Below are 19,401 nucleotides of genomic sequence, written 5' to 3'. Positions count from 1 at the left end.
GCGGCTCAGCCGCTCGTCCGGGACGAGCAACGGGCCCGCGGCCAGGACCTGCCAGGTGATCAGTGCGAAAGCCGCCCACGCGGCGGCGGCCGGCGCGAGGAGCCGGAAGCGGGAGCGCGGGGGGAGGGGGGACCGAAAGGCCGGCCGTCCCGGAACAGGGGGGGTGGTTCCGGGACGGCCGCCCGGACCGGGTTGCCGCCCACCCCGGGGGGTGTGGAGTGAACGGCTGTCCGATCGGTGAGGAGTGTGCGCGAACGCATGCCCGGTACGGCGCTGGGGAAGCCCGTTGCCAGGGTCGCCCGCGGAATCCCGCGGGCGGGCTGTTTCACTCATCTGCAGAAACCGTACGTCAGCGAAAGGGGGACCGACAGCGAGAACGCGCTCCCGCCATCGGCCCCCCACACCTTCTTCACAGCGCCCGACCGTTACCGGCGGTATCGGTCGAGCAGGGGATCGAGCGTGGTGCTCGGGTGTTCGCCCGCGCCCGCACGCCGCCCTCCCCGGGTCCCGTCAGGGACCGCCTCAGATGGTCGCGAACGCGCTCTCGATGATGTCCAGGCCCTCGTTCAGCAGGTCCTCGCCGATGACGATCGGGGGCAGGAAGCGGAACACGTTGCCGTAGGTGCCGCAGGTGAGGACCAGCAGGCCCTCGGCGTGGCAGGCCTTGGCCAGCGCGGCCGTGGCGGCCGGGTTCGGCTCCTTGGTCGCGCGGTCGGTGACCAGCTCGATCGCGATCATCGCGCCGCGGCCGCGGATGTCACCGATGATGTCGAACTTCTCCGCCATCGCGGTCAGGCGGGCCTTCATCAGGGACTCGATCTTCTTCGCCTTGGCGTTGAGGTCGAGCTCCTTCATCGTCTCGATGGAACCGAGCGCGCCGGCGCAGGCCACCGGGTTGCCGCCGTAGGTGCCGCCCAGGCCGCCCGCGTGCGCGGCGTCCATGATCTCGGCGCGGCCGGTGACGGCCGCGAGCGGCAGACCGCCCGCGATGCCCTTGGCGGTGGTGATCAGGTCGGGGACGATGCCCTCGTCCTCGCAGGCGAACCACTGGCCGGTGCGGCAGAAGCCGGACTGGATCTCGTCGGCGACGAAGACGATGCCGTTGTCGTTGGCGAACTTCACGATCGCGGGCAGGAAGCCCTTGGCCGGCTCGATGAAGCCGCCCTCGCCGAGCACCGGCTCGATGATGATCGCGGCGACGTTCTCGGCGCCGATCTGCTTGACGATCTGGTCGACCGCCTGCGCGGCGGCCTCGGGGCCGCAGTTCTCGGCGCCGGTCGGCCAGCGGTAGCCGTAGGCGACCGGGACGCGGTAGACCTCGGGCGCGAACGGGCCGAAGCCCTGCTTGTACGGCATGTTCTTCGCCGTCATGCCCATGGTCAGGTTGGTGCGGCCGTGGTAGCCGTGATCGAAGACGACGACGGCCTGGTGTTTGGTGTACGAACGCGCGATCTTGACCGCGTTCTCGACGGCCTCGGCGCCCGAGTTGAACAGGGCCGACTTCTTGGCGTGGTCGCCCGGGGTCAGCTCGGCCAGCGCCTCGCAGACCTCGACGTACCCCTCGTACGGCGTGACCATGAAACAGGTGTGGGTGAAGTCGGCGAGCTGCGCGGAGGCGCGGCGCACGACGGCCTCGGCGGAGGCGCCGACCGAGGTCACGGCGATGCCGGAACCGAAGTCGATCAGGCGGTTGCCGTCGACGTCCTCGATGATGCCGCCGCCCGCGCGGGCCGTGAAGACGGGGAGCACGGAGCCGACGCCGCCGGCCACCGTCTGGAGGCGGCGGGCCTGCAGCTCCTGCGACTTGGGGCCGGGGATCGCGGTGACGATGCGGCGCTCCTGCGGGACAGCGGTCATAGGGGGCTCCTGGGGGGTTTCGGACGCACTTGTGTCGTTGTCCGCAGGCTAGGCCCGGTGGAGGGGGTAGGGCATGCGCCGATCGGGAGTGGTGTCCGCGTGTCCTTGTCCGTGGCGGCCATAGGAGCGATCCGGCGCGCCCCTCGTGGATCATGACGGGGTACGGGCCGCGGAGCGCCCCCGGCGGCTAGATTGAGCGCGCGGCACGGCACGCACGCGGCACGCCGCGCACAGCGCGGTGAACGGGCAGGGGGCTTGGGGTTCATGGACACCGACGGGACGCACGGCGCCGAAGGGGCGCAGGGCGCGCACGGGGCGTACGAGACGCCCGGCGGGCACGGCACGCCCGCGCACGGCACGCCCGCGCACGGCACGCCGGGTGCGTACGGCGCGCCCGCGTCCGGCGCGCCCGGCCCGGGCCCGGCCCGGGAGGCGCTCCGGCCGGGCCAGGTGCCCCGGCCCGCGGGGCCGCCGCCCGCGCTGCCCCCGCTGCCTCCGCTGCCCAAGGAACGGCCCGGAGCGGACGGCCCGCGGCCCGCCGGGTCCCCGCCCCGGCCCGCCCACGCCCCCGGCGGCGGGCCCACCCTCGCCGACTGGCTGCGCACCCCGCGCCGCGCCGACGGCCCGGGCCTGTGGACGTACGGCCACGTGCCGCGCGCCGCCGTCGCCCCCGAGCTGACGCCGCTGCGCCAGCTGATCAGCGGCGCCCTGATCTCGCTGCTGGCCGGACTGCTGCTGTGGTCCCTGCTGTGGAACGGCTACCTCGGCGGCTTCTGGCTCTGGCCGCTCTACGCCTTCACCCCCGACGCCTGGAACCACGACTCCTTCTCCGTGGCCGCCGCCTACGTCTGGTACGGCCTGGTCATGCTGGCCCTCGTCATCGGCTTCGGCCGCCTCGGCCGCTGGCCCGAGCTGCTGCGCCGGCTCCTGCGGCCCGCCGCTCGGGCCGCGCACCCCAGTGCCCCCGCCCGCATCGAACCCGGCAGCGCCGAGGACCCCGTCGGCTGGCAGCAGCTGCGCGCCGCCGGTCTCGCGGAGGCCGCCGAGCGGCTCGGCGCCGACATCGCGGCCGGCCGGATGAACGACGTCGACTACACCCGGATCCGGCGCGCCTGGGAGTCCGTGCGGGCCGACCCCTCCCGGCTGCGGGCTTTCGCCGAGGCGGTCCACACCAAGGGCGCCGGGGCCTGCGTCCACCCGTCCGGCGCCCGCGACCTGCCCGTCCGCGCCGCCCGGCACGACCTGCTGGCCCGCCAGGTCCTCCTCGGCACCGTCGAGGACGGCCCCCGCAACCCCTACCCCCGGCGCGGCACCTGCCTGGCCCTGGACCCCGCCGTGCTGGGCACCTCGCTGCTCGCGGTCGGGCCCTCCGGCACCGGCAAGACGCGCCGCCTGGTGCGGCCCGTCGTCGAATCCCTCGCCCTCCAGGCCCTGGCCGGGCAGGCCGCCGTCATCGTGGTCGCCGCCGCCGGGGCCCAGCTCGGCCCCGACGCCGCCTACGACGTCGTCGTGCGCATCGGCGACCCCGGCTCCGCCTACGACCTGGACCTCTACGGCGGCACCACCGACCCCGACGAGGCGGCCACCCTGCTCGCCGACGCCTTCGTCGGGGACGTCGCGGGGCTCGACGTGCGCCGGGCCGCCACTGCCCTGGCCCAGCTGATCGGTCCCTTCCGGGCGGCGTACGGCCGCTTCCCCGCCGTCCCCGAACTGCGCGAGCTCCTGGACCAGGTGCCCGCCACCCTCGCCGCCCTGCGGGCCCGGCTGGAGAGCGCCGGCCAGTACCCGATGCTGCGCGAACTCGACGCGCGCGAGCGCCAGCACGGGTCGACCGCCGACCCCGGTCCGGCGCTCGCCGACCGGGTGGCCCTCCTCGACCGGCCCGCCTTCGCCTCCTTCTTCGACGTCGGCGCCGGTGACGCCACCGGGCGGCCCTTCTCGCTGCGCTCCTTGGAACACCCCGTCCGGGTCCGGATCGACCTGCCCGAACGCGGGCACGCCGACGCCTCCCGGATGCTGGCCCGGCTCCTGCTCGCCCAGTTCACCGCCGCCGCGACGCTGCGCACCGACCGCTCCCTCTTCGCCTTCCTTGCCTTCGACGACGCCTCGCACACCCTCACCCCGGAGACCGTGCGCGGGGTCCAGCGACTGCGCTCGGCCCACGCCGGGGTCCTGCTCACCCTGCGCACCCTGGACGACGTACCGGAACCGCTGCGCACCCCGCTGCTCGGCGCCGTCGGCTGCCGGATGGCCTTCTCCGGGGTCACCACCTGGGACGGCAAGCGCTTCGCCGAGGCCTGGGGCACCGAATGGGTGGAGGCCCGGGACGTCACCAGCCGGACCGTCTTCGCCGACCAGCCGCTCACCCGCGCGATCCACGCCTTCCGCAAGCTGGTCACCGGCAAGGCGGTGACCACCGACGCCGTCACCGTCCGCCAGGTGGAACGGGAACGGTGGTCGGCCTCGGACCTGGCACACTCCGTGCCGCCGGGGCACGCCGTCCTCTCGCTGACCTCGGTGGACGGGGAACGGGCGGCTCCGCTGCTCGTCTCCCTGGCGGGCTGAGCGCGGGCGGCCCGAGCGCGGGCCGCGACCCGTACGGGGTGGCAGAATCGAGGGGAGCCGTTCCTACGACACGGCTAAATCCCCCTCGCCAAAGGCCGCTGGTAACCGATGCCGCTCACCCTCGCCTCGCTCGTGCAGAACTCGGCGCTCAAACTCGGCGTGCGGGCCGGGGAGAGCCGCCTGGACACCCCCGTCCGCTGGGCCCACGTCAGCGAGCTGGCCGACCCCGTCCCCTACATGGAGGGCGGCGAGCTGCTGCTGATCACCGCGATGAAGCTGGACGCGGAGGACCCCGAGGAGATGCTCCGCTACGTCCGCAGGCTGGCCGCCGCCGGAGTCGTCGGCCTCGGCTTCGCGGTCGGCGTCAACTACGAGGCGGTCCCCGAGGCGCTGGTCGAGGCCGCCCGCGCCGAGGACCTGCCCCTGCTGGAGGTGCCGCGCCGGACCCCCTTCCTCGCGATCAGCAAGGTCGTCTCGGCGGCCCTCGCCGCCGACCAGTACCGGGCCGTCACCGCCGGCTTCGAGGCCCAGCGCGAGCTGACCCGGGCCGCGCTCTCCGCCGACGGCGCTGCCGAACTCCTGGCGAAGCTCGCCGCGCACGTCCACGGCTGGGCCGCGCTCTACGACACCTCCGGCGCGGTCGTCGCCGCCGCCCCCGAGTGGGCCGCGCGCCGGGCCGCCCGGCTCACCCCCGACGTCGAGCGGCTGCGCGAGCGGCCCGCCCCCGCCAGCGCCGTCGTCGGCGGCTCCGAGGACCGGGTCGAACTCCAGTCCCTGGGCACCGGGCGGCGCGCCCGCGGCGCCCTCGCCGTCGGTACGGGCGCCCCGCTGGGCACCGCCGAGCGGTACGCCGTGCACTCCGCCGTCGCCCTCCTCACCCTCACCACCGAACGCTCCCGCTCCCTGCACGACGCCGAATCCCGGCTCGGCGCCGCCGTGCTGCGGCTGCTGCTGGACGGCCAGACCGACCACGCACGGGCCGTCGCCGGCGACCTCTACGGCGGACTCCTCGACGCGCCCTTCCGGCTCGTCATCGCCGAACCCGCGCTGCCCGGCACCGCCCAGCCCGAAGGCCTCGCGCTGCTCGCCGACGCCGTCGAATCGGCCGCCGCCCGCAGCGGCGAGGCGCTGCTGGTGGTGACCGAGCCGGGCAGGCTGCTGGTGCTCGCCGCCGACGGGGGAGCCGCCGCCGGGGCGGTGTCCGACCACGCCGAAGCGCTCGAAGCCCGCCGCGGCCGCGACACGGTCGGCCCGGAACCGGACGAACTGGTCATCGGCGTGTCCGCGCCCGCCGCGCCCGCCGGCGCCGCGGGCGCCCACAAGCAGGCCGACCAGGCCCTCGTCGTCGCCCGGCGGCGCGGCCGCCCGCTGGTCGAACACGACGAGCTGGCCGCGGGCTCCGTCCTGCCGCTGCTCGCCGACGACGCCGTACGGGCCTTCGCGGACGGGACCCTGCGCGCCCTGCGGGACCACGACGCCACCGGCCGCGGGGACCTGGTCGCCTCGCTGCGGGCCTGGCTCTCCCGGCACGGGCAGTGGGACGCGGCCGCCGCCGAGCTGGGGGTGCACCGGCACACGCTGCGCTACCGGATGCGCCGGGTCGAGGAGATCCTGGGCCGCTCCCTGGACGATCCGGACGTCCGGATGGAGCTGTGGCTGGCCCTGAAGGTCACCGGCGCCGACGCGCCGTCCTGACCCGTCGGGGCGGCCCCCGGAGGGCGGGCCGACGTGCCTCTCCGCCCGCCCGGTCGGCGGACGCGCCTCCGGCGGCGCCTCAAACGCCGGCGGGGCTGGATGTGCTGCGGTCCGCCGGACGGGCCACCGCGGGGCCGCCCGTCCCCTGACAAACCGGCGCACCGCGGCCCGGCGCCACTCCACGCCGGACAAGCGCCGAATCCGCGGCGGAGTCCTACGGTGGGAGGGACAAGGACTCCGCACACACTCCGAAGGGCCGGGATTCGCCATGACTTCCACCCACGCCTTCTGGCTCGCCGGTCGCCAGGCCACCGGCGAGGACAGCTTCGACGTCACGTCCCCCTGGGACGGCCGCGTCGTGGGCACCGTCAGCGTGCCCACCGACGCGCAGGTCGAGGAGGCCGTGGCGGCCGCCCACGCCGTGACCGCGGAGTTCTCGGCGACCCCCGCCCACGTACGGGCCGCCGCCCTGGACCACGTGTCCAAGCGGCTCACCGAGCGCACCGAGGAGATCGCCCAGCTGATCTCCGCCGAGAACGGCAAGCCCATCAAGTGGGCCCGCGGCGAGGTCGGCCGCGCGGTGTCCGTGTTCCGGTTCGCCGCCGAGGAGGCCCGCCGTTTCAACGGCGGCGAGGCCCAGCGCCTGGACACCGACGCCGGCGGCGTCGGCCGCCTCGCGCTGACCCGCCGCTTCGTCAAGGGCCCGGTCCTCGGCATCGCGCCGTTCAACTTCCCGCTGAACCTGTGCGCCCACAAGGTGGCCCCGGCCATCGCCGTCGGCGCGCCGATCATCCTGAAGCCCGCCCCGGCCACCCCGCTCTCCGGTCTGATCCTCGGCGAGCTGCTCGCCGAGACCGACCTGCCGGCCGGCTCCTGGTCCGTGCTGACCGTGGCCAACGACAAGATGCCGGCCCTGGTCAAGGACGAGCGGCTGCCCGTCATCTCCTTCACCGGCTCCGACACCGTCGGCTACGCCATCCAGCAGTCGGTGCCCCACAAGCACTGCACCCTGGAGCTCGGCGGCAACGCCGCGGCCGTCGTCCTGGACGACTGGTCCTCCGAGGCCGACCTCGAATGGGCCGCGACCCGGATCGCGACCTTCTCGAACTACCAGGCCGGCCAGTCCTGCATCTCGGTGCAGCGCGTGATCGCCGACGCCTCCGTCTACGACCGCCTGGTCGAGAAGGTCGTCGCCAAGGTCCAGGCCCAGGTCACCGGCGACCCGTCCGACGCGGGCACCGACGTGGGCCCGCTGGTCTCCGAGGACGCCGCCAAGCGCGTCGAGTCCTGGGTGGACGAGGCCGTGGCCGCGGGCGCCAAGCTGCTGACCGGCGGCAAGCGCGAGGGCGCCTCGTACGAGCCGACCGTGGTCGCCGAGCTGCCCGCGGGCGTCAAGCTCGCCTGCGAGGAGGTCTTCGGACCGGTCCTGACCCTGCAGAAGGTCGAGAACGTCGACGAGGCCTTCGCCGCCGTCAACGACTCGAAGTTCGGCCTGCAGACGGGCGTCTTCACGCGGAACATCCAGACCGCCTTCCGCGCCCACCGCGAGCTGGAGGTCGGCGGCGTGATCGTCGGCGACGCGCCCTCCTACCGCGCCGACCAGATGCCCTACGGCGGCGTGAAGCAGTCCGGCGTGGGCCGCGAAGGCGTCCGCTACGCCATGGACGACTACACCTACGAGCGCGTCCTGGTCCTCACGGGCCTCGACATCTGAGCCGACTGCGGCGGCCACGAGCCGACGGCCCGAACCCACTGTGCGGGGGTTCGGGCCGTCCCCTTTTCCCGACGGCTCCGAGCGGGTACGACTCCCTGGTGGCACCGACCGGTAATCACCCGATCATCCGATTCGGCGGCGAGGTGAGCTGCGCATGTCCGCAACACAGCCCAAGGTGACCGAGCGCGAGGCACGGCAGGTCGCGGAGGCGGCCCGGGAACAGGACTGGCGCAAGCCCAGCTTCGCCAAGGAACTCTTCCTCGGGCGCTTCCGGCTCGACCTGATCCACCCCCATCCGCTGCCCGCCCCCGAGGACGTCCGGCGCGGCGAGGCCTTCCTGGAGCGGCTGCGGGCCTTCTGCGAGAGCGAGATCGACGGCGCCCGCATCGAACGCGAGGCGCGGATCCCCGACGAGACCGTGCGCGGCCTCAAGGAACTCGGCGCCCTCGGCATGAAGATCGACACCAAGTACGGCGGCCTCGGCCTCACCCAGGTGTACTACAACAAGGCCCTGGCCCTCGTCGGCTCCGTCAGCCCCGCCATCGGCGCCCTGCTCTCCGCGCACCAGTCCATCGGCGTCCCGCAGCCGCTCAAGCTCTTCGGCACCCAGGAGCAGCGGGACCTCTTCCTGCCGCGCTGCGCCCGCACCGACATCAGCGCCTTCCTGCTCACCGAACCGGACGTCGGCTCGGACCCGGCCCGCCTCGCCACCACGGCCGTGCCGGACGGGCAGGACGGCTACGTCCTGGACGGCGTGAAGCTCTGGACCACCAACGGCGTGGTCGCCGACCTGCTCGTCGTCATGGCCCGGGTGCCGAAGTCCGACGGCCACAAGGGCGGCATCACGGCCTTCGTGGTCGAGGCGGACTCGCCGGGCGTGACCGTCGAGCACCGCAACGCCTTCATGGGCCTGCGCGGGCTGGAGAACGGCGTCACCCGGCTGCACCAGGTCCGGGTCCCGGCCGCGCACCGGATCGGCCCCGAGGGCGCCGGTCTGAAGATCGCCCTCACCACCCTCAACACCGGCCGGCTCTCCCTGCCCGCGATGTGCGTCGGCGCCGGCAAGTGGTGCCTGAAGATCGCCCGCGAGTGGTCCGGGGCCCGCGAGCAGTGGGGGCGGCCCGTCGCCCGGCACGAGGCCGTCGGCGCCAAGATCTCCTTCATCGCCGCCACCACCTTCGCCCTGGAGGCGATGGTCGACCTCGCCTCGCAGATGGCCGACGAGGACCGCAACGACATCCGCATCGAAGCCGCGCTGGCCAAGCTGTACGGCAGCGAGATGGCCTGCCTGATGGCCGACGAACTGGTCCAGATCCGCGGCGGCCGCGGCTTCGAGACCGCCGAGTCCCTCGCCGCCCGCGGCGAACGGGCCGTCCCCGCCGAGCAGATGCTCCGCGACCTGCGCATCAACCGGATCTTCGAGGGCTCCACCGAGATCATGCACCTGCTGATCGCGCGCGAGGCCGTCGACGCCCACCTGGCGGTGGCGGGCGACCTCATCGACCCCGACAAGGCGCTGGGCGACAAGGCCAGGGCGGGCGCCAGGGCCGCCGGGTTCTACGCCCGCTGGCTGCCCAAGCTGGCGACCGGACCCGGGCAGGTCCCCGGCTCCTACCGCGCCTTCCACCCGGACGGGCATCCCGACCTCGCCACCCACCTGCGGTACGTCGAGCGCGGCGCCCGCAAACTCGCCCGCTCGACCTTCTACGCGATGTCCCGCTGGCAGGGCCGGATGGAGACCAAACAGGGCTTCCTCGGCCGGATCGTCGACATCGGGGCCGAACTATTCGCCATGAGCGCCGCCTGCGTCCGGGCCGAGCACCTGCGCGCCACCGGCGAGCACGGCCGCGAGGCCTACCAGCTGGCCGACGCCTTCTGCCGGCAGTCCCGGCTGCGGGTCGAGGAGTTGTTCGGCCGCCTGTGGGCCAACACCGACGACCTGGACCGCACGGTGGTCGAGGGCGTGCTCGGCGGGGTCTACACCTGGCTCGAAGAAGGCGTGCTGGACCCCTCCGGCGACGGCCCCTGGATCGCCGACGCCACCCCCGGACCCTCCGCGCACGAGAACGTGCACCGGCCCATCCGCTGATCTCCCGCACAATCGTGTCCTCTGCATGATCCGAACGGGACGGGAACACGATGAACAGGGTGGGGAACACGGCGCCGCGGCACGCGGCGGGGGCGGCCACGGCGGTACTGCTCCTGGTCGCCGCCGCCACCGCGTGCGGCGGCCAGCAGGACCGGGAGACGGGCGTGCCCGCGCCCCGGGCGACGGCCACGAGCACGCCGCCCCCGGCGGCCCAGGGCCCGGCAGCGGACAAGCTCAAGGCCCTCGCCCTCGCACCCGGCGAGAAGGCCGGCGCCTACGAGGCGGACGAGCCGGTCCTCGACGAGCCGATGAACGAGTCGTACGAGGCCACCCCGGCCGCCTGCCGGCCGCTGACCAGCCTCGGCCGGGCGGGCCACCGCGCCCAGGCCTACGTGAAGACCGACGTGCCCGACGAGATGCGGGCCGTCGTCACCGAGATCCTGCTGCGCTCCTACGACGGAGCCGGCGCGAAGGCGGCCCTGGCCTCCCTGGCGGCCGCGGGCAAGAGCTGCGCGGGCGGCTACACCGAGGACCGGATGCTCGCCGAGGGCCGGATCCTGCGGGTGGAGACCGTACCGCCGCCGAAGCTCGGGGACGAGGCGCAGGCGTACCGGATCGTCGTCCAGGACGTGAAGGACAAGAACCTCTCCCTCTTCAAGTACCTGACGGTGATCCGCTCCGGCTCCGTCACGCTCTCCTTCCGCTCCGACGTCCTCGACATCAAGGACTTCGGCGGCGTGCCGCCGGAGGTCGTCACCGCGCAGTGGGAGAAGTTCGCCAAGGGGGCCGGGGCCGCCTCCTAGGAAGACTCCCGGACACCGGTCGGGGAGAGGGTGTCCGGGCGGCCCGGCGATGCGGCAACAATAGGGGGATGAGCGACAGCCCATCCCCCCTCGCCGACCCGCACCTCCTCTTCGACGCCGCGGCCGGCCGCCGGGACATCGTCGTCCTCGGGTCCACCGGTTCCATCGGCACCCAGGCCATCGACCTCGTCCTGCGGAACCCGGACCGGTTCCGGGTGACCGCGCTGTCCGCCGCGGGCGGTCGCGTCGGCCTGCTCGCGGAGCAGGCCCGGCTGCTGCGGGTGAAGACGGTGGCGGTGGCCCGCGAGGACGTCGTACCGGCCCTGAAGGAAGCGCTGGGCGACCAGTACGGCGCGGAGCCGATGCCCGAGATCCTGGCCGGACCGGACGCCGCGGCCGAACTCGCCGCCTCCGAGTGCCACACCGTCCTCAACGGCATCACCGGTTCCATCGGCCTCGCGCCGACCCTCGCCGCGCTCCGCGCCGGGCGCACCCTCGCGCTCGCCAACAAGGAATCGCTGATCGTCGGCGGCCCGCTGGTCAAGGAGCTGGCCCGGCCGGGCCAGATCATCCCGGTGGACTCCGAGCACGCCGCGCTCTTCCAGGCCCTCGCGGCCGGCACCCGGGCGGACGTGCGCAAGCTGGTGGTCACCGCCTCCGGCGGCCCCTTCCGCGGCCGCACCCGCGCCGAACTGGCCGACGTCCGGGTCGAGGACGCCCTCGCGCACCCGACCTGGGCCATGGGCCCGGTCATCACCGTGAACTCCGCGACCCTGGTCAACAAGGGCCTGGAGGTCATCGAGGCGCACCTCCTCTACGACATTCCCTTCGACCGCATCGAGGTCGTCGTCCACCCGCAGTCCTACGTGCACTCGATGGTCGAGTTCACCGACGGCTCCACCCTCGCCCAGGCCACCCCGCCCGACATGCGCGGCCCCATCGCGATCGGCCTCGGCTGGCCCCAGCGCGTCCCCGACGCGGCCCCCGCCTTCGACTGGACCAAGGCCTCCACCTGGGAGTTCTTCCCGCTGGACACCGATGCCTTCCCGTCCGTGGGCCTGGCCCGGCACGTCGGCACCCTGGGCGGCACCGCCCCCGCGGTGTTCAACGCGGCGAACGAGGAATGCGTGGAGGCCTTCCTGGCCGGCCGGCTGCCGTTCACAGCAATCATGGATACGGTCGCAGCCGTGGTCGACGAGCACGGCACCCCGCGCTCGGGAACCTCTCTGACCGTCCCGGACGTCCTGGAGGCGGAGACCTGGGCACGGGCCCGGGCCCGGGAGATGGCGGCGCAGGCCGCAGTGGAGGCGCGCGCATGACGATTCTGATGACCGTGATCGGCATGCTCATCTTCGTGGTGGGACTGCTGGTCTCGATCGCCTGGCACGAGCTGGGCCACCTCTCGACGGCCAAGCTGTTCGGCATCCGCGTGCCGCAGTACATGGTCGGCTTCGGCCGGACCATCTGGTCCCGCAAGAGGGGCGACACGGAGTACGGGCTCAAGGCCATCCCGATGGGCGGCTACATCCGCATGATCGGGATGTTCCCGCCGGGCGAGGACGGCAAGGTCACCGCCCGCTCGACCTCCCCCTTCCGGTCGATGATCGAGGACGCCCGTTCGGCGGCGTACGAGGAGCTCCAGCCCGGCGACGAGGACCGGCTCTTCTACACGCGCAAGCCCTGGAAGCGCGTCATCGTGATGTTCGCGGGCCCCTTCATGAACCTGGTCCTCGCCCTCGCGATCTTCTTCGGCGTCTGGATGACCTTCGGGGTCACGCAGCAGACGACCAAGGTGGCCTCCGTCTCCGACTGCGTCCTCAAGCAGAGCGACAAGCGCACCACCTGCCGGCCGGGCGACCAGGTGGCCCCGGCCAAGGCCGCCGGGCTGCGGGCCGGCGACCGGATCGTCGCCTTCGACGGGCACCGGGTCACCGACTGGTCCGTGCTCCAGCAGAAGATCCGCGACACCATCGGCCCGGTCACCGTCACCGTCGTGCGCGACGGCCGGGAGCTGGAGCTGCGGCCCACCCTGATCGAGAACACGGTCGGCAAGACGGACGGCCACGGCGGCTACGTCAAGGGCCAGTTCGTCACCGCGGGCTTCTTCGGCTTCGGCCCGGCGACCGAGACCGAGGCGCTCTCCTTCGGCCAGTCGGCCACGCACATGGCCGACGTCGTGGACCAGAGCGTGAGCGGCCTGCTCAAGCTCCCGGCCAAGATCCCGCCGCTGTGGAACGCGGCCTTCGGCGACGGCGAGCGCGAGCCGGACTCCCCGATCGGCATCGTCGGTGCGGCCCGCATCGGCGGCGAGATCGCCAACCTCGACATCCCGGCCACCGACCGGCTCGTGATGTTCCTGAACCTCGTCGGGATGTTCAACCTGGCGCTGTTCCTGTTCAACATGCTGCCGCTGCTCCCGCTCGACGGCGGGCACATCGCGGGCGCCCTGTGGGAGTCGGTCCGGCGCACGGTCGCCCGGGTCTTCCGGCGCCCCGACCCGGGCCCCTTCGACGTGGCCAAGCTGATGCCCGCCGCCTACCTGGTGGCCGGGGTCTTCGTCTGCTTCACGGCGCTGGTCATGGTGGCCGACGTGGTGAACCCGATCAAGATCAGCTGACCGGGGTCCCCGCGGCGGCCACCGCCCGCCGCGGGGGCCGCCGTTCGGCTGATCGTCGTACCGCACTCCGCGGCGCGTCGGCCACGAATCGTGTCCGACTCCCTACGTTTGGGTGGTGCGGCCCCTCGGATGCGCGGGGGCCGTGCCGATTGGCGTAATCTCGAAGGCTGGAGCCCGCCGATCTCGGGACCTCGATCCATGCCTTGATCCACACTTGGGGTTGCTCAGCAGATGACTGCCATCTCTCTCGGAATGCCGTCCGTGCCGACCAGGCTTGCCGACCGCCGCGTCAGCCGCAAGATCCAGGTCGGCTCGGTCGCCGTCGGCGGTGACGCACCCGTGTCGGTGCAGTCCATGACCACGACGCGGACCTCCGACATCGGCGCCACCCTCCAGCAGATCGCCGAGCTGACGGCCTCCGGCTGCCAGATCGTGCGCGTGGCCTGCCCGACCCAGGACGACGCCGACGCCCTCGCGGTCATCGCGAAGAAGTCGCAGATCCCGGTCATCGCCGACATCCACTTCCAGCCCAAGTACGTCTTCGCGGCGATCGACGCGGGCTGCGCCGCGGTCCGCGTGAACCCGGGCAACATCAAGCAGTTCGACGACAAGGTCAAGGAGATCGCGCGCGCCGCCTCCGACGCCGGCACCCCGATCCGGATCGGCGTCAACGCGGGCTCCCTCGACGCCCGGCTGCTGAAGAAGTACGGCAAGGCCACCCCGGAGGCGCTGGTCGAGTCCGCGCTGTGGGAGGCCTCCCTCTTCGAGGAGCACGGCTTCGGCGACATCAAGATCTCGGTCAAGCACAACGACCCCGTCGTGATGGTCAACGCCTACCGCCAGCTGGCCGCCGCCTGCGACTACCCGCTCCACCTGGGCGTCACCGAGGCCGGCCCCGCCTTCCAGGGCACCATCAAGTCCGCGGTCGCCTTCGGCGCGCTCCTCTCCGAGGGCATCGGCGACACCATCCGCGTCTCCCTGTCGGCCCCGCCGGTCGAGGAGATCAAGGTCGGCCTGCAGATCCTGGAGGCGCTGAACCTCAAGCAGCGCCGTCTGGAGATCGTCTCCTGCCCCTCCTGCGGCCGCGCCCAGGTCGACGTCTACAAGCTCGCGGAAGAGGTCAGCGCGGGCCTGGACGGCATGGAGGTGCCGCTGCGCGTCGCCGTCATGGGCTGCGTCGTCAACGGCCCGGGCGAGGCCCGTGAGGCCGACCTCGGCGTCGCCTCCGGCAACGGCAAGGGCCAGATCTTCGTCAAGGGCGAGGTCATCAAGACCGTGCCCGAGTCGAAGATCGTCGAGACCCTCATCGAAGAGGCGCTCAAGATCGCCGAGCAGATGGAGCGGGACGGCGTGGCGTCCGGCGAGCCGCAGATCTCCGTCGCCGGCTGAGCAATACCCGCGCGGCTCCCGACCCACCCGCGGATCCGCCCCGGCCCCGTCCCCGCAGCTCGCGGGCGGGGCCGGGGCCTTCGTGTGCCGCTGCGGGCGCCATCCCACGGGTGCGCCGGGTACAGTGCGGAGATCAGCGGACGTGCACGGTGAGGCCCCCTACAGTGTTGACGCAGACCACCACCCGGGTCCTGGAACCCAGCGATCTCGACGCCGCGCTCGAAGTACTCGGCCGCGAGCCCGTCGCGAACGCCTTCGTCACGTCCCGGGTCCAGGTCGCGGGCCTCGACCCCTGGCGGCTGGGCGGCGAGATGTGGGGCTGGTACACCGACGGCCACCTCACCTCCCTGTGCTACGCGGGCGCGAACCTGGTCCCCGTCTGCGCCACCCCCGAGGCCGTACGAGCCTTCGCCGACCGCGCCCGGCGCACCGGCCGCCGCTGCTCCTCCATCGTCGGGCCCGCCGACGCCGCCGGACCGCTGTGGCGGCTGCTGGAGCCGCACTGGGGCCCAGCCCGCGACGTCCGCTCCCACCAGCCCCTGATGACCATCGAGCAGCCGTCCTCCGAGATCGCCGCGGACCCGCTGGTCCGCCGGGTCCGCAAGGAGGAGATGGACATCATCATGCCCGCGTGCGTGGCCATGTTCACCGAGGAGGTCGGCGTCTCCCCGCTCGCCGGGGACGGCGGCCTGCTCTACCAGGCCCGGGTGGCCGAACTGGTCGCCGCGGGGCGCTCCTTCGCCCGCATCGAGGACGGCAAGGTCGTCTTCAAGGCCGAGATCGGCGCGGCCACCGCCCGCGCCTGCCAGATCCAGGGCGTCTGGGTCGACCCCGCCCACCGCGGCCTCGGCCACTCCGAGACCGGCATGGCGGCCGTGGTCGAGTACGCCCTGCGGGACATCGCCCCGGTCGTGAGCCTCTACGTGAACGACTTCAACACCGCCGCGCGGGCCTCGTACCGGCGGGTGGGCTTCCGCGAGGTCGGGGAGTTCATGAGCGTCCTGTTCTGACCGATGCCCTCCTACCGCGCCCCGGTGTCGTATGCCGCCGTCCCGTGTCAGCGGCGTGTGCCAAGTCCGTACCGGGCGCGGGCGGCGCGAAGTAAGGTCGGCCGCATGCTGCCTACCCCCGGGGGCGACCCCCGCCACCCCGCCGGCGTCACCCTCGGTCCGCTCGACCTGGCCGCCCGCGTGGACGAGGCCCTGCGGGTCCAGGCCGTCGCCTTCGGGCTCAGCGAGGAGGAGGTGGCCATCCGGCGCTACATCGTGCAGCGCCACATGGTCTGCCCCGGCGCCCGCGCCCTCGGCGCCTACGGGGACGACGGCGCCCTCGTCGGATTCGTCTACGGGATGCCCAACGACCGTACGCACTGGTGGTCCACGGTCGTCGAGCCGCACCTGCGCGCCGGCGGCCACGACGGCTGGCTCGACGGCTCCTTCGTCATCACCGAACTCCACGTCCACCCCGCCTTCCAGGGCCGGGGCGTCGGCCGCGCCCTGATCACCCGCATCACCGACACCGCCGCCGAACCGCGCTCGATCCTCTCCGCGATCGACACCGACAGTCCGGCCCGCGCGCTGTACCGCGGGCTCGGCTACACCGACCTCGCCCGTCGCGTGCACTTCCCGAGCGCCCACCTGCCCTACGCGGTGATGGGCGCCCCACTGCCCCTGCTGCGGCCCTGACTGCCCGTCACAGGCTGTCCGGGCGGGGCCCCGCGTAATGGATTGTCCGGGGCCCCGGCGCCCCCGGTAGCCTCGCGTCATGTCAACGCAACACGTGCAGCGCATGTCCCGCCTGATGGCCAAGACCCTCCGCGAGGACCCGGCCGACGCGGAGACCCTCAGCCACAAGCTCCTCGTCCGCGCGGGCTACGTACGCCGCAGCTCGGCCGGCGTGTGGAGCTGGCTGCCGCTCGGCAAGCGGGTCCTGGAGAACGTCTCCCGCGTCGTCCGCGAGGAGATGGACGCGATCGGCGCACAGGAGGTGCTGCTGCCGGCGCTGCTGCCGCGCGAGCCGTACGAGGTGAGCGGGCGCTGGACGGAGTACGGCGACCTGCTCTTCCGGCTCAAGGACCGCAAGGGCGCCGACTACCTGCTCGGCCCCACGCACGAGGAGATCTTCACCCTCGTCGTCAAGGACCAGTGCACGTCCTACAAGGACCTGCCGGTGATGCTCTACCAGATCCAGACCAAGTACCGCGACGAGGCCCGGCCGCGCTCGGGCGTGCTGCGCGGCCGCGAGTTCCAGATGAAGGACTCCTACTCCTTCGACGTCGACGACGAGGGCCTCGCCGAGTCCTACGCGCTCCACCGCGCCGCCTACCAGCGGATCTTCACCCGCCTCGGGCTCGACCACCGCATCGTCTCGGCCGTCTCGGGCGCCATGGGCGGCTCCGCCTCCGAGGAGTTCCTCGCCCCCGCCGCCGCGGGCGAGGACACCTTCGTCGACTGCCCGTCCTGCGACTACGCGGCCAACACCGAGGCCGTCACCTTCGCCCTGACGCCGGTCGCGGGCGAACACGGCCCGGCCGAGGACATCGCCACCCCCGACACCCCCACCATCGAATCGCTGGCCGCGCACCTCGGCGTACCGGCCTCCGCCACGCTGAAGAACCTGCTGGTCAAGGTGGACGGCGAGATCGTGGCCGTCGGAGTACCGGGGGACCGCGAGGTGGACCTGGGCAAGCTGGGCGAGCACCTGGCCCCGGCCGTCGTCGAGTTGGTGACCGCCGAGGACTTCGCCGGCCGGCCCGACCTGGTCCGCGGCTACGTCGGCCCGCAGGGCCTGGAGAAGGTCCGCTACCTGGCCGACCCCCGCGTCGCGCCCGGCACCTCGTGGGTCACCGGTGCCAACCGCCCCGACACCCACACGCGCAACGTGGTGTGCGGACGGGACTTCGAGGTCGACCAGTACCTCGACGTGGTCGTCGTCGAACCCGGCGACCCCTGCCCGGCCTGCGGTACGGGGCTGCGCCTGGACCGGGCCATCGAGATCGGCCACATCTTCCAGCTGGGGCGCAAGTACGCGGACGCCTTCGGGCTGGACGTCCTCGGCAAGGAGGGCAAGCCGGTCCGCGTCACGATGGGCTCGTACGGCATCGGCGTCTCCCGGGCGGTGGCGGCCCTGGCCGAACAGAGCGCGGACGACCGCGGCCTGTGCTGGCCCGCGGAGGTCGCCCCGGCCGACGTCCACGTGGTGGCGGCGGGCAAGGCGGTGCCGCTCGCGCTCGCCGAGCGGGCCGCCGGGGCGCTGGCCGCGGGCGGGAAGCGGGTCCTGCTGGACGACCGGCCCGGGCTTTCGCCCGGCGTGAAGCTGACGGACGCCGAGCTGATGGGCGTGCCGTGGATCCTGGTCGCGGGCCGCCGCTCCGCCGACGAGGTGGTCGAACTCCAGCACCGCGCCACCGGTGTCCGCGAAGAACTCCCCCTCGCGGAAGCCCTGTCCCGCCTCCTCCCGTAACCGGCCCCGGGCGCCGGCCCCCCGCCTCCGGCGGCGCCTCAATCGCCGGCGGGGCTGGGGGGTCGGGGTGCGCGGGCTCCCCGGCCCTGGTCGCGCAACGCCCGTGAGGCGTGAGGTGTGCGGCCGCGTGGCCCTGCGCTCCGGGGCGCCTCAAACGCCGGCGGGGCTGAAGGGTGGGCGCCCGGCGGTCATCCGTCTCGCGGGGTCACCGGGCACGTCCCACCGGGCCGAGCCGTCCGCATCCGGCCGGGCAAAACCAGCCCCGCCGGCGTTTGAGGCGCCCCGGAGGCAGAGGGGTCAGCTGGGCGACGGTTACTGATCCCCGTCCCGGAGGGGGGCAGCAGGGGCGCCCTGGTCCAGGGCCGCCGGTCCAGCCGGGGGCGCGGCCGTGCCGCCGGGAGCCGGAGCCGCCGCCACTGGACCCGCCACAGGGCCCGGCGCCGGGGCCGCGCGCTCCAGGAAGCGCAGGAGTTCCACCGGAAACGGCAGGACCAGCGTGGAGTTCTTCTCCGCCGCCACCGCCACCACCGTCTGCAGCAGCCTCAACTGCAGCGCCGCCGGCTGCTCCGACATCACCTCGGCCGCCTCGGCCAGCTTCTTCGACGCCTGGAGCTCCGCGTCCGCGTTGATCACCCGGGCCCGCCGCTCGCGGTCCGCCTCCGCCTGCCGGGCCATCGACCGCTTCATCGTCTCCGGCAGGGACACGTCCTTGATCTCGACCCGGTCGATCTGCACGCCCCACCCCACCGCCGGGCTGTCGATCATCAGCTCCAGCCCCTGGTTCAGCTGCTCCCGGTTGGACAGCAGGTCGTCCAGGTCGGACTTGCCGATGATGGAGCGCAGCGAGGTCTGCGCCATCTGGGAGACCGCGAAGCGGTAGTCCTCCACCTCGATGATCGCGTTCGCCGCATCGACGACCTTGAAGTACACGACGGCGTCCACCCGCACCGTGACGTTGTCCCGCGTGATGCCCTCCTGAGCGGGCACCGGCATCGTCACGATCTGCATGTTGACCTTGCGGAGCCGGTCCACCACCGGGAGGACCAGCGTGAACCCGGGCCCCCGGATCCCCTCCCGCAGCCGGCCGAAGCGGAACACCACGCCCCGTTCGTACTGCTTGACCACCCGGGCCCCGGCGCCCAGCAGCACCGCGACACCGGTTCCCGCGGCGATTCCCGCTGTCAGCAGCTCCTCGACCATGACGGCCTCC

General features: G+C 73.4%; 13 protein-coding genes. 11 read left to right on the top strand and 2 right to left on the bottom strand.

Going from position 1 to position 19,401, the window contains the following annotated elements:
* Nucleotides 1-522: 522 nt before the first annotated feature.
* Nucleotides 523-1,857 carry a 4-aminobutyrate--2-oxoglutarate transaminase gene (gabT, locus tag ABZY31_RS11545; protein WP_356407806.1) on the bottom strand — a complete coding sequence of 445 codons (1,335 nt, stop codon included), beginning with the start codon at nt 1,855-1,857 and terminating at the stop codon, nt 523-525.
* Between the two features lie 264 nt (nt 1,858-2,121).
* Between gabT and ABZY31_RS11540 the strand changes: the two genes are divergently transcribed.
* The 11 genes from ABZY31_RS11540 (at nt 2,122) to ABZY31_RS11490 (ending at nt 18,191) form a co-directional block, all read left to right on the top strand.
* The gene (locus ABZY31_RS11540) at nt 2,122-4,422 is read left to right on the top strand and encodes an ATP-binding protein (protein ID WP_356407803.1); all 2,301 of its coding nucleotides are present in this window, start codon (nt 2,122-2,124) and stop codon (nt 4,420-4,422) included.
* A gap of 108 nt (nt 4,423-4,530) precedes the next feature.
* Nucleotides 4,531-6,117, top strand: a complete 1,587-nt coding sequence (locus ABZY31_RS11535) for a PucR family transcriptional regulator (RefSeq protein ID WP_356407800.1) — start codon at nt 4,531-4,533, stop codon at nt 6,115-6,117.
* A 268-nt stretch (nt 6,118-6,385) separates the two neighbouring features.
* The gene (locus ABZY31_RS11530; protein ID WP_356407797.1) at nt 6,386-7,831 is read left to right on the top strand and encodes an aldehyde dehydrogenase family protein; all 1,446 of its coding nucleotides are present in this window, start codon (nt 6,386-6,388) and stop codon (nt 7,829-7,831) included.
* 154 nt (nt 7,832-7,985) lie between these two features.
* Nucleotides 7,986-9,920: an acyl-CoA dehydrogenase family protein gene (locus tag ABZY31_RS11525; protein WP_356407794.1), complete on the top strand. Its 1,935-nt coding sequence runs from the start codon at nt 7,986-7,988 to the stop codon at nt 9,918-9,920.
* Nucleotides 9,921-9,979: 59 nt separating this feature from the next.
* Nucleotides 9,980-10,723 (top strand): hypothetical protein, encoded by a 744-nt coding sequence (locus ABZY31_RS11520; protein ID WP_356407791.1) that lies wholly within the window; start codon nt 9,980-9,982, stop codon nt 10,721-10,723.
* A gap of 68 nt (nt 10,724-10,791) precedes the next feature.
* Nucleotides 10,792-12,042, top strand: coding sequence for a 1-deoxy-D-xylulose-5-phosphate reductoisomerase (dxr, locus tag ABZY31_RS11515; RefSeq protein WP_356407788.1), 1,251 nt, complete (start codon nt 10,792-10,794; stop codon nt 12,040-12,042).
* Nucleotides 12,039-13,340 (top strand): site-2 protease family protein, encoded by a 1,302-nt coding sequence (locus ABZY31_RS11510; protein ID WP_356407785.1) that lies wholly within the window; start codon nt 12,039-12,041, stop codon nt 13,338-13,340. Before dxr ends, ABZY31_RS11510 begins: the two co-directional genes overlap by 4 nt.
* A 231-nt stretch (nt 13,341-13,571) precedes the next feature.
* Complete coding sequence (gene ispG / locus ABZY31_RS11505; RefSeq protein ID WP_356407782.1) at nt 13,572-14,729, top strand: flavodoxin-dependent (E)-4-hydroxy-3-methylbut-2-enyl-diphosphate synthase; 1,158 nt, start codon at nt 13,572-13,574, stop codon at nt 14,727-14,729.
* A 164-nt stretch (nt 14,730-14,893) separates the two neighbouring features.
* Nucleotides 14,894-15,739, top strand: coding sequence for a GNAT family N-acetyltransferase (locus ABZY31_RS11500; RefSeq protein ID WP_356407779.1), 846 nt, complete (start codon nt 14,894-14,896; stop codon nt 15,737-15,739).
* 105 nt (nt 15,740-15,844) lie between these two features.
* A complete protein-coding gene (locus tag ABZY31_RS11495) occupies nt 15,845-16,414 on the top strand; it encodes a GNAT family N-acetyltransferase (protein WP_356407776.1) in 570 nt (189 codons plus the stop codon).
* A 79-nt stretch (nt 16,415-16,493) separates the two neighbouring features.
* Complete coding sequence (locus ABZY31_RS11490) at nt 16,494-18,191, top strand: proline--tRNA ligase (protein ID WP_356407773.1); 1,698 nt, start codon at nt 16,494-16,496, stop codon at nt 18,189-18,191.
* Nucleotides 18,192-18,503: 312 nt separating this feature from the next.
* Here the strand turns inward: ABZY31_RS11490 and ABZY31_RS11485 are convergent, their stop codons facing one another.
* The gene (locus ABZY31_RS11485; RefSeq protein WP_356407770.1) at nt 18,504-19,391 is read right to left on the bottom strand and encodes a slipin family protein; all 888 of its coding nucleotides are present in this window, start codon (nt 19,389-19,391) and stop codon (nt 18,504-18,506) included.
* Nucleotides 19,392-19,401 lie beyond the last annotated feature (10 nt).

The organism is Streptomyces sp. NPDC006529 (assembly GCF_040611795.1).
Taxonomy (GTDB): domain Bacteria; phylum Actinomycetota; class Actinomycetes; order Streptomycetales; family Streptomycetaceae; genus Streptomyces.
This window is presented reverse-complemented; position numbering and strand designations above follow the sequence as displayed.